Raw genomic sequence first — 14,643 nt, 5'->3', positions numbered from 1 at the left:
GGGCCGTACCGGGTCAGCCGGTCACCTGACGCCGACGGTGCGGGCGAGCACCGCCCGCTGCACCGGCAGGGCCTCGGCGTGCAGCGTACGGCCCGCGTCGGTGACGCACACCTGCACGCCCCTGCGGTCCTCGGGGCACATGCCGCGGGTCACCAGGCCGTGTTTCTCCAGCCTGCCCACGAGCCGGGACAGCGCGCTCTGGCTCAGGTGCACCCGGTCCGCCAGCTCCTGGACCCTCAGGCTCGCCCTGTCCCCGGAGGCCGCCATGCCCAGCAGCACGTCCAGCACCTCGAAGTCGCTGGCCCCGATGCCGTATCGATGCAGCTCACGGTCCAACTCACCCACAGCCCGCGCGTGCACCGCGCGGATCTCCCGCCATTGAGAAACGACCGCGCCTTCGGCGCTCCCCGTTGCCATGGCATGGCACCGTACCAGCCCGTGAGCGCCATGTGACGGCCGGTGTGCAACGGATTGAACACGGGGTCGTACGTCTACCCTCCGGCGCATGAGAGGGCCCGGCCGGGGCCATGACGTTCGTGATCCGCGTCGGGCTCGTCCCGCGCCGCCGGTGACCAGCCGCCCGGCCAGGGCCGGAGCAGGATCAGCGCGATGACGGCGTGGACCGTGACCCCGAACGGGGCGTTGGCCAGGCCGGATGCGCAGCGGCTTCGCCCACACCGGCGCTGGCGGCAGGTTGGTCGGCAGCGGCAGGAACATCCCCGGGAACAGCGACGCGATCAGGCCCCACACCAGGTCGGGTTCGCGGTCGAAGAGCAGCGGTCCGGGCCCGCACGACGGCACGGGGATCGACGCGCGGCCCGTACGCCCGCGTGCGCCGCTCGCACCCGACCGCACGCGCGGCCGATGCATCACCCCTGCGGGTGTATCCCGGGGTGCCGCCCTGACGCCGGGGGTAGTGCTGCCCCGGGCGCTGGACGCGAACGAGACCGGGGAGGGGCGGATGCCGCCTAAGCAGCCGTTCGAACTGCCGACCTTCTACCTGCCGTGGCCCGCACGGCTCAACCCGCACGTCGAGCAGGCGCGGACGCACGCGCGGGCGTGGGCGCGCGGGATGGGGATGCTGGAGGGCTCGGGGATCTGGGACACCGCCGACCTCGACGCGCACGACTACGCGCTGCTGTGCGCATACACCCACCCCGAGTGCTCCGCGGACGTGCTGTCGCTGGTCACGGACTGGTACGTGTGGGTGTTCTTCTTCGACGACCACTTCGTGGAGGTCTTCAAACGCGACCGCGACCGGGCCGGCGCCACGGCATATCTGGACCGGCTGCCGGCGTTCATGCCGGTGGAGACGTCCGGCGTGGAGATGCCGGAGCCGCGCAACCCCGTCGAGGCGGGGCTCGCGGACCTGTGGGCGCGGACCGTACCCGCGATGTCGGCGGGGTGGCGGCGGCGGTTCGCGCGGAGCACGGTCAACCTGCTCGACGAGTCGCTGTGGGAGCTGGCCAACATCGACGAAGGGCGGGTGGCCAACCCCGTCGAGTACGTCGAGATGCGGCGCAAGGTCGGTGGGGCGCCGTGGTCCGCGGGGCTGGTGGAGTACGCCGCCGCGGCAGAGGTGCCGGACCGGGTGGCCGCATCCCGGCCGCTGCGGGTGCTGCGCGACACCTTCGCCGACGCCGTGCACCTGCGCAACGACCTCTTCTCGTACCAGCGCGAGGTCGAGGACGAGGGAGAGCTGAGCAACGGCGTCCTGGTGCTGGAGACGTTCCTCGGCTGCGGCACCCAGGAGGCCGCCGAGCGCGTCAACGACCTGCTGACCTCGCGGATGCAGCAGTTCGAGCACACCGCGCTCACCGAACTTCCCGCGCTCTTCGCCGAGGAGGAGGTGACGCCGGCGGAGTGCGCGCGTGTGGTGGCGTACGCCAAGGGGTTGCAGGACTGGCAGTCCGGCGGCCACGAGTGGCACCTGCGCTCCAGCCGGTACATGAACGAAGGCGCCCGGGCCGCCGCGCCGGGCACGCCCGCGGAGCCGGCGGCGGGCGTGCGCGGGCCGCTCAACGCGACCGGGGCCATGCGGCTGCGCTCGTACGCGCACCTGCCGCACCGGCGGGTCGGCCCGTCCCTGGTGCCGGAGCTGCCCATGCCGTACGGGCTGCGCCTGTCCCCGCACCTCGACGCGGCCAGGAGCCGGACGCGGGCATGGGCGCGCCGGACGGGTTTCCTCCAGCCCCAGCCGGGGGTGCCGGGATCGCACGTCTGGGACGCCCGGCGGCTGCGCGGTTTCGACTTCGCGCTCTGCGCCGCGGGGCTGGCCCCCGACGCCGACGAGGCGGATCTGGTGGTCGTCACCCAGTGGCTGACCTGGGGCACCTACGCGGACGACTACTACCCCGCCGTCTTCGGCCGGGCCCGCGACCTGGCCGGGGCGCGGGCCGCCAACGACCGGCTGAAGCTGTGCATGCCGCTGGACGACCGAACCCCGGCGCCCGCGCCCGTCAACGCGCTGGAGCGCGGGCTGGCCGACCTGTGGCGGCGGACCGCCGCGCGCATGGTGCCGGAGCGTCGGGCGCCCTTCCGGGCCACGGTGGACGCCATGCTCGACTCCTGGCTGTGGGAGCTGGCGAACCGGGTGCAGAACCGCATCCCCGACCCCGTCGACTACGTCGAGGTGCGCCGGGAGACCTTCGGTGCCGCCCTGACGATGGAGGTGTGCCGGCTGCGCCGCGCGGAGACGCTGCCGCCCGAGGTGCACGCGAGCGGGCCGCTGCGCGCGCTGCAGGACTCGGCCGCCGACTACGCCTGCCTGCTCAACGACCTGTTCTCCTACCAGAAGGAGATCGAGTACGAGGGCGACGTGCACAACGCGGTGCTGGTGGTGGAGAACTTCTTCGGCGTCGGCTACCCGGCGGCGGTGCGGATCGTGCACGACCTCGCGGCGGGGCGGTTGCGGCAGTTCGAGCACGTGGCGGCGGCCGGGCCGCCGGTGCTGTACCCGGACTTCGAGGCGCCGGAGGAGGTGCGCACGGCGGTGGCGGAGTACGTAGCGGACCTGCGGAACTGGATGGCGGGGATCCGCAACTGGCACCTGCACGTCCGGCGGTACGGGGCCGCGGAGCTGGCGGAGGACGCGGGCGGGCCGGGGCTGCCGGGCGGGCCGCCGGCGGGGCTGGGCACGGCGGCGGCCCGGCCCGCGGCCTGGGCCGGGGGTGGGCCCCCGGCGTGACGGGAAAGAGGGGCGGCGTCTGCGGTGGGGGTGGGGCGGGACCGGTGCGGGCTCAGCCGAGCCAGCCGGGGCGGACCAGCCCCGATTCGTACGCCTGCACCACCAGTTGCGCCCGGTCGCGTACCCCCAGCTTGACCATGGTCCGGCTCACGTGCGTCTTGGCGGTCAGCGGGCTGACCACCAGCCTCCGGGCGATCTCCTCGTTGGACAGCCCCATGCCCACCAGCGCCATGACCTCCCGCTCCCGCTCGGTCAGCCCGTCCAGCGCCGCTGCCGCCGCGGGCTCCTTGGAACGGGCGGCGAATTCGGAGATCAGCCGGCGGGTGACGCCCGGGGAGAGCAGCGCGTCGCCGTCGACCACGGCCCGTACCGCGCGCACCAGTTCCTCCGGCTCGGTGTCCTTGACCAGGAAGCCGGAGGCGCCGGAGCGGATCGCCTCGAAGACGTACTCGTCCAGCTCGAAGGTGGTGAGCATGACGACCTTCACGCCCGCCAGGTCCGGGTCGCCGGTGATCCGGCGGGTGGCCTCCAGGCCGTCGAGGACCGGCATCCGGATGTCCATGAGGACGACCTCCGGGCGCTGTTCGCGCACGAGGGCCACGGCCTGTTCGCCGTTGGCCGCCTCGCCGCACACCTCCACGTCCTCCTGGGCGTTGAGCAGGGCGCTGAAGCCGGCCCGTACGAGCACCTGGTCGTCGGCGAGCATCACGCGGATCACTAGCGCTCCTCCGGGGTGTCGCGGTCGCGGGTCCCGCGGCCGGTGTTCACGGTATCCGCCGGGAGCGGGAGGCGGGCCCGCACCCGGAAGCCGCCGTCGGGGCGGGTGGCCGCCTCGACGGTCCCGCCGAGCGCGGAGGCGCGCTCGCGCATGCCGACCAGGCCGTTGCCGCCGCCGGTGAGGCCGCTCGCGGTGGCGGGGCCGTCGTCGTCGACGCACAGCTCCAGCTCGCCGGGCCCGTGGCGGACCAGGACCCGGGCGGTGCGCGAGCCGGAGTGGCGGACGACGTTGGTCAGCGCCTCCTGGACGATGCGGAACGCGGCCAGTTCGGTACCCGGCGGCAGCGGGGTGCGGTCGCCCCCGACGGTGACGTCCACGGTCAGACCGGCCGCGGCGGCCTGCTCCTTCAGCTCGCCGAGCCGGTCCAGGCCGGGGGCGGGCGAGCGCGGCGCGCCCCCGGGGGTGCGCAGCGCGTCGAGCACCTGGCGGACCTCGCCGAGCGCCTCCTTGCTGGCGGACTTGATGGTGGTGAGCGCCTCGCGGGCCTTCTCGGGCTGCTGGTCGAGGAGCGCGAGGCCGACACCGGCCTGGACGTTGATCACGGAGATGCTGTGCGCCAGGACGTCGTGCAGCTCGCGGGCGATGCGCAGCCGCTCCTCGTCGGCGCGGCGGCGCCTGGCCTGCTCACGCTCCGCCCGTAGCGCGGCCCGCTGCTCGCGGCGCGTACGCATCAGCTCGCCGCCCGCGACGACCGCCAGCACCCAGGCGAGGACGAACAGCACCTGCCCCCAGTGGCCGCCGCCGTCGTCGCCCGGCGGCAGCCAGCGGTAGAGCAGCGAGGTGTACGCGATGTGGCCGGCGAAGAGCAGCGCGAGCGCCCCCCAGACGGCGTGCCGCTCCCCCGCCGAGATCGCCGCGAAGCAGGCGACGGCGGCGCTGAGGAAGATCGGCCCGTAGGGGAAGCCCGCGGCCAGGTAGCCGAGACAGACGGCGACGGTGCCGAAGGCGGCGGTGCGCGGGTAGCGGTGCCGCAGCAGAAGGAGGGCGGCGGCGGCGAAGAGGAACCCGAGGGCGCCGGGGAAGGGATCGACACGGTCGGTGGCCTGGGCGGCGCCGCGGGTGCCGGCGACCATGAAGAAGGTCAGGAAGAGCGTGGAGCGCCAGGGCAGGCGGTCGCGGCTGGAGAGCCGGCCGAGCATGCCCGGCAGCGGGCTGCCGTCGGGGGCGTCGAGGTCGTCCGGACCGGCGGGGCCGCCGCGGAGGGCGTGGGGTCCGCCGAACGGCGGCCACCGCCGGCCGCCGGCCTCCTCGTCCCGCCCCCACCACGGGCGTCCTCCGCGTCGCATGGCTGAAACGCTAACGGGCGGGGGCGCCCCCGGGCGTCAGCCGTACGCGGACACCCGGCGTACTCCCGGTGGAGTACCTGCTCAGCGGGGCGAGGGGCCGGCAGTGGTGGAGGGATCGGCGGACGGGAGCCGGCAGGGCGCGGGCCCGGGGCCGGTCCGGGACCGTGCGGGCGGCGGGGGCGGGGCGGGGGACGGCTACGCGGCGGGAGTGCGCAGGCCGATGGCGCGGCCCAGGTCCGCAGCGGCTCCGTCGAAGAACTCCTCGCGGGCGTGGACGACGTCGTGGAACTGGCCGAACACCTCGAAGCCGACGAGTCCGAAGAGCTGCGACCAGGCGGCGATCAGGCGCGCCATCCCCGCGGGTTGCAGCCGCATGCCCAGGCGGCCTATCACCTGCTCGGCGTCGCGGAGCACGGCGGCGGACTCAACGGTCGCGGGGTCGAACAGCCCGGCGTCGGCGGCGTCCTCCGCTACGCCGATCAGGGCGCGGGCGACGCGGGAGGCGGGGTCGGTCGTGGTCTCGGGGGCGGCGTAGCCGGGGACGGGGGAGCCGTAGATGAGGGCGTACTCGTGCGGGTGGGCCAGTGCCCAGCGGCGTACGGCCCGGCAGGCGGCGGTCCAGCGGGCGACCGGGTCGGCGGCGGGCGCCGCGGCGACGGCGCGCTCCGCGGCGGCGCCGACGGCGTCGTAGGCGTCGATGATCAGCGCGGTGAGGAGGTCGTCACGGCTGGGGTAGTAGCGGTAGAGCGCGGAGGAGACCATGCCCAGCTCGCGGGCGACGGCGCGCAGCGAGAGGCGGGCGGCGCCCGCGTCGGCGAGCTGGCGCCTGGCCTCGGCCCTGATGCTCTCCGCGATCTCGATGCGGGCGCGCTCCCTGGCTCCTGTGACCCTCGTCATGAACGTCAGTCTGCCATTGGGAGAGCAGTGCACACAAAGGAGATCGATGCACAGAACCGAGAGCAGCGCTCTTGCATCGATCCACCCCCTGAGGCACACTTGCCCTGGAGAGAGCACTGCTCTCGGTTCGGATCGGCGCTCACACCGGGAGGTCCCGATGACCACACAGCCCTACTACCTCAAGGCAGGTCCCCTCGCCTCGCGGTTCAACAAGGTGGTGGGCTGGCTCGCGCGCCACGGCGTCAGCGTCATGGGCAGCGCGGAGCTGTCCGTGCGCGGCCGCAAGTCGGGCAGGATGCTGCGCCTGCCCGTCAATCCCCACCGGCACGACGGCGACCAGTACCTCGTCTCCGCCCGCGGCCACTCCCAGTGGGTACGAAACATGCGCGCCGCCGGCGGCGGCGAGCTGCGCGTGGGGCGCAAGGTGCGCGCCTTCACCGCCGAGGAGCTGCCGCCCGCCGTCGCCGTGCCCGTGCTGCGCAGTTATCTCCAGCGCTGGGGCTGGGAGGTCAACCAGTACTTCCAGGGCGTGACGGCCACCTCCTCCGACGAGGAACTCCTCGCCGCCGCCCCCGACCATCCGGTCTTCCGCCTCACCGAGACCCGCTGAGCGCGCCCTTCCGGTCCAGCAGCGTCAGCGCCCGGTGGGCCACCGGGTGGGTGCGGACGATCTCGCCGAGCGTCGTCGTCCCCTGCGTGACCTTCGTGAACATGTGCCACGCCGGCCGGAATCCGGTCAGCGCCGCGTGGAACACCCCGGGGTGCCGCTCGAAGGCCGCCAGCATGCGCCGTCCGACCGCCATCTCCACGCCGAGGCCGGCCTTGACGGCGAAGGCGTAGTTGAGCGCCTGGCGGCGGGCGTCCACCGCGTCCTGCGCCTCGGCGATCCGCACCGCCCACTCCCCCGCGAGCCGTCCGGAGCGCAGCGCGTACGAGATGCCCTCACGGGTCCACGGCTCCAGCAGCCCGGCGGCGTCGCCGCAGACCACGACCCGGCCGCGGGAGAGCGGCGAATTGTGCGCGCGGCAGCGCGTGAGATGCCCCGACGACAGGCTCGGCTCGAAGCCCGCCAGCCCCAGCCGGGCCGTGAACTCCTCCAGATACCGCTTCGTCGCGGCGCCGTCGCCGCGTGCGGAGATCACGCCGACGGTCAGCGTGTCGCCCTTGGGGAAGACCCACCCGTAACTCCCCGGCAACGGGCCCCAGTCGAGGAGCACCCGGCCGCGCCAGTCGTCGGCGACCTCCGGCGGCACCGGGATCTCCGCCTCCAGCCCCAGGTCGACCTGCTCCAGCTCCACCCCGACGTGGCTGCTGGTCCGCCCCGCACTGCCGTCCGCGCCGACCACCGCGCGGGCCAGCACCTTCTCACCGCCCGCGAGATGCACGGCGACCGTGCGCCGGTCCGGCACGTCGGGTCCGTGCTGTTCGACGCGGGCGACGGTCACGCCGGTACGCAGGCGCGCGCCGGCGCGCTGGGCGGCCTCGGCGAGCCGGGCGTCCAGCTCGGCGCGGTTGACGAGTCCGAAGAGGATGCGGCGGGAGCGGCGCGTGCGGCCGAGCCGTCCGCGCAGGGTGAACGTCACGGCGTTGACCCGATCGCGCAGGGGCAGTTCGACGCCGTCCGGGAGCGCGTCGCGGGACAGCCCGATGATGCCGCCGCCACAGGTCTTGTACCGGGGCAGTTCGGAGCGTTCCAGGAGCAGGACGCGCCGGCCCTGACCGGCGGCGGCGTACGCCGCGGAGGCCCCGGCCGGCCCCGCGCCGATCACGACGACGTCCCAGACGCCCGGGTCCCCGCCGGCCTCGCCTCCGGTCTGCCCGCCGCCCTCTTCCACGGCCGCGGCACCCGTCTCTTCACCGGCGTCGGCACCGGCTTCGCCGGCCGCGGCGTCCTCCGGCGCCGGATCCGGCGTCCCGTCCCCCGCCGCGTCCCGCGCGTCGCCGGGCGAACGGCCGTCCGCCGCCTCGCCCGCTTCGTTGCCCGCCTCGTTCTCGCTGGTCACGTTGGCTCTCTGCTCCTGTTTCCGGCCGCCCCCACCCGAGGGCGCCCACCTGCCGCATCCTAGAACGACGCACCGCTGTGCGATGATCGTCACCGCTCGCCCCGATCCCGGGACCCGACACCGCAGGACACAACGCAGTTGCCCCGAGGAGCGTTCCCATGGACACCGATCGGCTCGCCGGCACCGTCGCCGGCCTGCTGCCGCGCGCCCGTACCGAGCTCGCCGAGCTGGTCTCCTACCGCTCGGTCGCACTCATCGATCCGGAGCGCTTCCCGCCGGGCGAGTCCGACGCCGCCGCGCGTTGGGTCGCGGACGCGCTGACCGCCGAAGGCTTCACGGACGTCCGGTTGCTCGACACCCCGGACGGCACCCGTTCGGTGTACGGGTATCTCCCGGGCCCGGCCGGCGCCCCCACCGTGCTGCTCTACGCCCACTACGACGTACAGCCGCCGCTCGACGAATCGGCGTGGGTCAGCCCGCCCTTCGAGCTGACCGAGCGCGACGGCCGGTGGTACGGGCGCGGCGCCGCGGACTGCAAGGGCGGCGTCCTCATGCACCTGACCGCACTGCGCGCACTGCGCGAGAACGGCGGCGTGCCGGTCTCGGTCAAGGTCATCGTGGAGGGCTCGGAGGAGCAGGGCACCGGCGGTCTGCAGCAGTACGCCGAGCAGCACCCGGAGTTGCTGGCGGCCGACACGATCGTCATCGGCGACGTCGGCAACTTCCGCGTCGGGCTGCCCACCGTCACGGCCACCCTGCGCGGCATGACGATGCTCCGCGTGCAGGTCGACGCGCTGGCGGGGAACCTGCACTCGGGCCAGTTCGGCGGCGCCGCCCCCGACGCCCTCGCCGCGCTCATCCGCATCCTCGACTCCCTGCGCGGCCCCGACGGCTCGACCACCGTCGACGGCCTGGCGCCCGGCACCCGGTGGGACGGCCTGGCGTATGAGGAGGAGACCTTCCGCCGCGACGCCAAGGTGCTGGACGGCGTGGAGCTGATCGGCTCGGGAAGCGTCGCGGACCGCATCTGGTCGAGCCCCGCGGTGACGGTGGTCGGCATGGACGTCCCCTCGGTGGCCGAAGCCACGCCGTCGGTGCAGGCCACCGCCGCGGCCCTGGTGAGCCTGCGGCTGCCGCCCGGCCACGACGCGACGGAGGCCACGGAGCGGCTGACCGCGCACTTCGAGGCACACGCGCCCTGGGGCGTACGGGTGACCACCGAGCCGTACGGCTCGGGCGAACCGTTCCGCGCCGACGTCACCAGCCCCGCGTACCGCGCGATGGCCGAGGCGATGCGCGCGGCGTACCCGGGAGAGGAGATGCAGGTCGCCGGCCAGGGCGGCACGATCCCGCTGTGCAACACCCTGGCCGAGCTGTACCCGCGGGCGGAGATACTGCTGATCGGGCTCTCCGAGCCGGAGGCGCAGATCCACGCGGTGAACGAGAGCGTGTCGCCGGAGGAGCTGGAGCGGCTGTCGTTCGCCGAGGCGCTGTTCCTGCACACGTACGCGGCCGGGCGCACGGACTGAGTCCGCGGGCCGGCGCGGCCCGGCCGGAGGGCGGTTGCGGTGAGCCGGACCGGGTGCGGCCGTCAGCCGCCGTTCGTGAGCCGGGCGAAGACGACGACGTTGCCCTGGTAGCCGGGGTTGCCGCCCGCGTCACGGTAGCCGCCCCCGCAGGTGAGCACGCGCAGTTCGGCGCGGTCGGTGTCGCCGTAGACGCGCCGGCTGGGGAAGGCGTCGGCGTCGAACACCTCGACGGCGTAGACGGTGAACTGCGCCGTGCGGCCGTCCTTGCGGTCCACCGCGACGACATCGCCGCGCTTCAGGCCCCCGAGGCGGTAGAAGACGGACGGTCCCGCCGCGTCGTCGACGTGCCCGGTGACGACGGCGGTGCCGGCGGCGCCCGGGGTGGCCGCGTCCCGGTACCAGCCGGCGAGGCTGCGCGCATCCGGGGGCGGCGCCGCGAGCCAGCCGTCCGGGTCCAGCCCCACGCCGGTCAGCCGGGCGTCGACGCCGATGGCGGGGATGCGGATCGCGGTGGGCGTCGAGGCGGGCAGCGGCGGGTGCGCCCGCGGGCCGCCGCCGGCCAGGGCGCTCTTCGCCGAGGGCTGCGGCGGGCCGAAGCCGCCGGTGAGCGCGGTGTGGATCATGCCGATGCCCAGAAGCATCACGCAGATGACGAAGCCCGCGGCGAACCTGTCGCGCAGGGCGGCGGCCACGCTCCCACCGCCCCCGTCCTCGCCCGGGTCCGGGGGCGGACCGCCGGGTGCGGTGCCGTTCGGGGCGGGCCCGCGGCCGGACGTGTCGTGCGGCGGCGTGCCGTGCGGAGTCATGCCGTAGGGCATCGTCGCGTAGGGGTCGATGAGGCGTTGCTCGGGCATGGTGCGGACCGTTTCTGCGTGGGCAACCGCGCGGGGTACGGGAAGGCCGGGGTGCGGCCTGCGGCGTACCGCCCCGCGGTTCCGGGGCCCCGGGTCGTTACGCGCGATGCGGATCGGTGTCCGTGCCGCGGGGTCAGTCGCGTCCGGGCAGCGCACGGCGCCGCAGGAGCAGGACACCGCCGAACGCTCCGGCGGCCGTGAGACCGGCGCCGCCGGAGAGCATCGCGGTGTGGTCCTCCTGGGAGCCGCCCAGCCCGCCGCGGGCCGGCCGGGTCGGCTTCACCGGCGCCGGCCGGACCGGTCGTACGGTCTCCTTGCCGGGCTGCGCCGGCCGGGCCGGTGGGGCGGCCTCCTTGCCCGGCTCCTGCGACGGCCCGGACGTGGCGCCGGCAGCCGCCCCGGCGACGATCGTCAGCGGCGCGGTGCCGGACTCGGCGCCGCAGGTGAACGTCACGTCGAAGACGGCGCCCGGCTTGGCGTCCAGGTCAACCCTCACCTGCGCGCTCTGGGTGCCGCCGCCCATGCCGAGGGTCGTCTTGTCGAAGACTCCCGACGAGGCCGTGGCCTCCTTGTCGCACCCGGTCACGGTCAGATCGACCCTGCCGCCCGGTGTGACGGTCCTGGGGCTGACGGTGAAGCCGAAGGAGGTGTTGTCGTCCTCGTGGGACTGCGCCGTCGCCACCGTCGCCGTGAGACCGGCGGCGACGGCACCGACGGCCGCGGCGGCCAGCACCGTGGTGATCATCCGCATGGCTCGTCTGCTCCTGACGTGGGGGGACGCGACGACGTGGGCCGCCGCTAGCAGAGACGCTATGCAGCCGGAGGCACCGACACGCACTCACCGACTGCCGAATGGGGCACGAGCAGGGCCGATTGGGTTGCCGCCGTCTCCCGTCGCGTCCCGCGCCTCCCCCTCGCGCTACGCCCCGTCCGCGACCGGCGCGCCGCCCTCCAGGTAGACCGCCGCCCCCCGCCGCCGGGCCCGCAGGGCCCAGCGCAGCCGGCTGTACCGCACCGACGGCAGCAGCCCGCCCGCCTCGTCCTCCGTGACGAACCGCCAGGCGCGCAGTTCCGGTCCCGGCAGCAGCACGCCGGCCGCCTCCGCGGGACCCAGCCGCCCGCCGTCGTAGAGCAGCCTCAGCCCGCCGTACTCGGGCGGGCGGGGCGGTTCCCAGTCCACCACCAGCAGCCGGGGCGCCCGCCGCAGGCTCAGCCCCAGCTCCTCCGCCACCTCCCGGACCCCGCCGCGCGCCGGCGCCTCGCCGGCCTCGACCACGCCGCCGGGGAACTCCCAGCCCGGCTTGTACGTGGGGTCGACGAGGAGCACCCGGTCGTCCTCGTCGAAGAGCAGTACCCCGGCGGCGAGCGTCTCGCCGGTGGGTTCGGAGTTCTGCACGATGTCGCAGTATCCGGCCCCGGCACGCAGGCGGGACGCGATCTCCTCGGCGGCCTCGCGGGGCGTGTGACCTGCGGCGTCGACGAGATGGGCGTCGCAGGTGAGCCAGTTCGGGAAGGAGTCGGCATGCAGGATCGTTTCGTCAAACGAGACCAGCAAATGCCGCACTTCGAAGCCGCGCGAGGCCAGCCTTCCGAAGATCTCGTCGCGGTGCTCCTGGCGTTGCAGCGCCGCCGGCACCACCAGCGGACCGTCCGCCTCCGCCATCAGCGCGGCCGCCGTCTCCATCACCAGCCGGCGCCACGACGGCAGCTCCCGCTCGTCGCCGACCTCGTCCAGGCGCTTCTGCGGGAGCAGCGCGCGCAGGTGTCCGCCCGTCAGCTCCGGGTCGTAGAGGATGCTCCCCGGCGTCAGCTCCACCAGCTCGTGCGCGACGCGGCGCAGACCCGTATCCCATGCGCCGTTCAGCCAGACGATCACATGTTCCCCCTCTCAGCCGCCCCCAGAGAGTTGCCCGCTTCCTGCTCCCGGGGAAACTCCGTGCGAGGACTTTGGCCACCGGGCTACGTCACAGCGCCGCGACCCGGCGCAATCACGCCGGGTCGCGGACGAAGCGGTGGCCGGCGCGCGCGTACGCCTGTACGGCCCGGTCCAACCGGGCCGTACGGGGTCCGGCAGGGGACCGTTCGGCCCCTCCACCGCACGCCCCCGCCCGGGCAGGCTGACACTCACCTACCCGCTTCACGCGGGCCGGGTTCGGCGGCCCGGTCCGGAGGTCAGAAGGGCTGACCGACGGCTCCCCCCGGGCCGCCGTCGCCTCTCCCTCCGGCGGGTCGCCGTCCCGGGTCCCGTTGCCTCACCCCTTCATGGAGCCGAGCGTCAGCCCGGCGATGAAGTGGCGCTGCAGCAGCAGGAAGACGATGACCGTCGGCAGCGCGACCAGTACGGATCCGGCGGCGAGCAGGTTGTAGTCGGTGAAGAACTGCCCGCGCAGGTTGTTGAGCGCCGAGGTGATCGGGAGCTTGTCGCCGTCGGAGATGAAGACCAGCGCCCACAGGAAGTCGTTGTACATCCAGGTGAACTGCAGCGTCCCCAGCGCCGCCAGCGCCGGACGGCACAGGGGCAGGGTGATCCGCCAGTACTGGGTCCACACCCCGGCACCGTCGACGACGGCGGCCTCCAGGATCTCGGTGGGCATCGCGCGCATGAAGTTCGCCAGCACGAAGATGCAGAAGCCGAGCTGGAAGCCGACGTTGACGGAGATGACCGCCCAGTACGAGTCGTACATCGTCATCGACTCGGACATCCAGTACGGCAGCTCGATGCGGTTGAACATCACGTACAGCGGCGTGACGATGACCTGCTGTGGCAGCAGGTTGCCCGCGGTGAAGAGGATGAGCAGGAAGAACCCGCCGCGGATGCGCAACCGGGCCAGCACGAAGGCGGCGAACGACGCCAGGAACAGCACGATGAGCACGCCGGGCACCGCGATGATGAGCGAGTTGACGAAGTACTTGCTCATCTCCGAGTCGGAGAACGCCTGCCGGTAGTAGTCGAAGGACAGCGTGCGGGGAAGGGAGAAGTAGCCGTGCTCGGCGGTCTCCTCGTACGGGCGCAGCGAGGCGTACACCGCGAGCAGCAGCGGTGCCAGGAAGGCCAGCGAGACCCCGCCGAGGAAGAGGTGCACGCCGAACCGGCCGCGGCGCGGCCGCCTCCCGGCGGCCCGGTCCGGCTCCCGGGCCGGCGCGGCTGCGGGGCGCGGGGCGGTCGAGGTGGGCACGTCGGCGGTCATCGGTGCTCCTCCCCGCGCATCTCCTGCACCAGATACGTCACGATGAATCCCAGGGAGACGGTGAGCAGCACCACGGCGATGGCGGAGCCGAAGCCGATGCGGCTGGCCTCGCCGATGATGTTGTCGGTGACGAGCACGGAGAGCAGTTCCAGGCCGTTTCTGCCCTTGTTGATGGCGTAGACGATGTCGAAGGCCCGGAGTGCCTCGATGACGGTGATGACGAGGACGACGACATTCACCGGCCGCATCGTGGGGAAGACCACGCGCAGGAAGGTCTGCCGCTCGTTCGCCCCGTCGATGGCGGCGGCCTCCTTCAGTTCGGGTGCCACCGCCTTGAGTCCGGCCAGATAGAGGATCATCACGTAGCCGGTGTGCCGCCAGCCGGCCGCCAGCAGCACCATCCAGATGTTCAGGTCGCGGTCGCCGAGCCAGTCGGTGGGGTTGTTCTCGTTGCCCAGGATGGCGTTCAGCGCGCCCTGGTCGCGGGAGAAGATCAGTTGGGCGATAAAGCCGACGACGGCGAGGGAGAGCACCACAGGCAGGTAGATCGTGGACTGGTAGAAGCGCGAGAAGCGCACGCCGCGGTCGATGACGATCGCGAGCAGCAGCCCGAAGGGCGTGGCCACCAGCCCCAGGAAGGCGATCCACAGCAGGTTGTTGCGCACCGCGGGCCAGAACGGCGGGTAGTCGCCGCCGGCGAGGGTGTCGTAGTTGTCGCCGCCGACCCAGCTCAGGTCGGACAGACCGTCCCAGGAGGAGAAGGAAAGGGTGATGGAGGCGACGGTCGGCCCCCAGATGATGAACAGGTCCAGCAGGATGGTGAAGCCCAGCAGCACGCCGATGACAGCGAGGTCGCGGGCGGTGAACCGCCGCGGGCCCCGCCGTCGGGTGCGCCGCGCGTGGGTGACGAGCGGCACGGCG

At 73.9% G+C, this 14,643-nt stretch carries 13 protein-coding genes; 3 read left to right on the top strand and 10 right to left on the bottom strand.

Annotation, left to right across the window (positions count from 1 at the left end):
- Positions 1–21: 21 nt before the first annotated feature.
- Positions 22–417, bottom strand: a complete 396-nt coding sequence (locus I003_RS0101695; protein ID WP_027769895.1) for a MarR family transcriptional regulator — start codon at positions 415–417, stop codon at positions 22–24.
- A gap of 544 nt (positions 418–961) precedes the next feature.
- Between I003_RS0101695 and I003_RS0101690 the strand changes: the two genes are divergently transcribed.
- Positions 962–3,187: a terpene synthase family protein gene (locus I003_RS0101690; RefSeq protein ID WP_486584047.1), complete on the top strand. Its 2,226-nt coding sequence runs from the start codon at positions 962–964 to the stop codon at positions 3,185–3,187.
- 52 nt (positions 3,188–3,239) lie between these two features.
- On the opposite strand, the gene I003_RS0101685 is transcribed toward I003_RS0101690, so the two are convergent.
- The 3 genes from I003_RS0101685 to I003_RS0101675 form a co-directional block, all read right to left on the bottom strand.
- A complete protein-coding gene (locus I003_RS0101685) occupies positions 3,240–3,905 on the bottom strand; it encodes a response regulator transcription factor (protein WP_027769893.1) in 666 nt (221 codons plus the stop codon).
- Complete coding sequence (locus I003_RS0101680) at positions 3,905–5,251, bottom strand: sensor histidine kinase (protein WP_027769892.1); 1,347 nt, start codon at positions 5,249–5,251, stop codon at positions 3,905–3,907. Before I003_RS0101680 ends, I003_RS0101685 begins: the two co-directional genes overlap by 1 nt.
- A 195-nt stretch (positions 5,252–5,446) precedes the next feature.
- The gene (locus I003_RS0101675) at positions 5,447–6,148 is read right to left on the bottom strand and encodes a TetR/AcrR family transcriptional regulator (RefSeq protein WP_027769891.1); all 702 of its coding nucleotides are present in this window, start codon (positions 6,146–6,148) and stop codon (positions 5,447–5,449) included.
- Between the two features lie 157 nt (positions 6,149–6,305).
- Between I003_RS0101675 and I003_RS0101670 the strand changes: the two genes are divergently transcribed.
- A complete protein-coding gene (locus I003_RS0101670) occupies positions 6,306–6,758 on the top strand; it encodes a nitroreductase family deazaflavin-dependent oxidoreductase (protein WP_027769890.1) in 453 nt (150 codons plus the stop codon).
- On the opposite strand, the gene I003_RS0101665 is transcribed toward I003_RS0101670, so the two are convergent.
- Positions 6,742–8,151: a geranylgeranyl reductase family protein gene (locus tag I003_RS0101665; protein ID WP_078563648.1), complete on the bottom strand. Its 1,410-nt coding sequence runs from the start codon at positions 8,149–8,151 to the stop codon at positions 6,742–6,744. The genes I003_RS0101670 and I003_RS0101665 overlap by 17 nt on opposite strands.
- A 158-nt stretch (positions 8,152–8,309) precedes the next feature.
- On the opposite strand from I003_RS0101665, the gene I003_RS0101660 reads away from it, so the two are divergent.
- Entirely contained in the window at positions 8,310–9,680 is a 1,371-nt protein-coding gene (locus I003_RS0101660) for a dipeptidase (protein ID WP_027769888.1), read from the top strand.
- Positions 9,681–9,742: 62 nt separating this feature from the next.
- Here I003_RS0101660 and I003_RS0101655 read toward each other — a convergent pair whose 3' ends face one another.
- From I003_RS0101655 to I003_RS0101635, 5 genes are all read right to left on the bottom strand, one after another.
- Entirely contained in the window at positions 9,743–10,534 is a 792-nt protein-coding gene (locus tag I003_RS0101655) for a class F sortase (RefSeq protein ID WP_027769887.1), read from the bottom strand.
- A 133-nt stretch (positions 10,535–10,667) separates the two neighbouring features.
- Positions 10,668–11,285, bottom strand: coding sequence for a hypothetical protein (locus I003_RS0101650; RefSeq protein ID WP_027769886.1), 618 nt, complete (start codon positions 11,283–11,285; stop codon positions 10,668–10,670).
- A gap of 168 nt (positions 11,286–11,453) precedes the next feature.
- Complete coding sequence (locus I003_RS0101645) at positions 11,454–12,410, bottom strand: NUDIX hydrolase (protein WP_027769885.1); 957 nt, start codon at positions 12,408–12,410, stop codon at positions 11,454–11,456.
- A gap of 376 nt (positions 12,411–12,786) precedes the next feature.
- Positions 12,787–13,722 (bottom strand): carbohydrate ABC transporter permease, encoded by a 936-nt coding sequence (locus I003_RS0101640; RefSeq protein ID WP_027769884.1) that lies wholly within the window; start codon positions 13,720–13,722, stop codon positions 12,787–12,789.
- Complete coding sequence (locus tag I003_RS0101635; protein ID WP_027769883.1) at positions 13,719–14,639, bottom strand: carbohydrate ABC transporter permease; 921 nt, start codon at positions 14,637–14,639, stop codon at positions 13,719–13,721. Before I003_RS0101635 ends, I003_RS0101640 begins: the two co-directional genes overlap by 4 nt.
- Between the last annotated feature and the right edge of the window lie 4 nt (positions 14,640–14,643).

The sequence above is a fragment of the Streptomyces sp. CNQ329 genome (assembly GCF_000482585.1).
The sequence above is the reverse complement of the archived record's forward strand: the minus strand, read 5'-3'. Positions and strand labels throughout refer to the sequence as shown.

Excerpts from the sequence above, each read along its gene's own strand:
- I003_RS0101695 (WP_027769895.1), bottom strand. The coding sequence starts at position 417 with ATGGCAACGGGGAGCGCCGAAGGCGCGGTCGTTTCTCAATGGCGGGAG.
- I003_RS0101690 (WP_486584047.1), top strand. The coding sequence starts at position 962 with ATGCCGCCTAAGCAGCCGTTCGAACTGCCGACCTTCTACCTGCCGTGG.
- I003_RS0101680 (WP_027769892.1), bottom strand. The coding sequence starts at position 5,251 with ATGCGACGCGGAGGACGCCCGTGGTGGGGGCGGGACGAGGAGGCCGGC.
- I003_RS0101675 (WP_027769891.1), bottom strand. The coding sequence starts at position 6,148 with ATGACGAGGGTCACAGGAGCCAGGGAGCGCGCCCGCATCGAGATCGCG.
- I003_RS0101670 (WP_027769890.1), top strand. The coding sequence starts at position 6,306 with ATGACCACACAGCCCTACTACCTCAAGGCAGGTCCCCTCGCCTCGCGG.
- I003_RS0101660 (WP_027769888.1), top strand. The coding sequence starts at position 8,310 with ATGGACACCGATCGGCTCGCCGGCACCGTCGCCGGCCTGCTGCCGCGC.
- I003_RS0101655 (WP_027769887.1), bottom strand. The coding sequence starts at position 10,534 with ATGCCCGAGCAACGCCTCATCGACCCCTACGCGACGATGCCCTACGGC.
- I003_RS0101650 (WP_027769886.1), bottom strand. The coding sequence starts at position 11,285 with ATGCGGATGATCACCACGGTGCTGGCCGCCGCGGCCGTCGGTGCCGTC.
- I003_RS0101640 (WP_027769884.1), bottom strand. The coding sequence starts at position 13,722 with ATGACCGCCGACGTGCCCACCTCGACCGCCCCGCGCCCCGCAGCCGCG.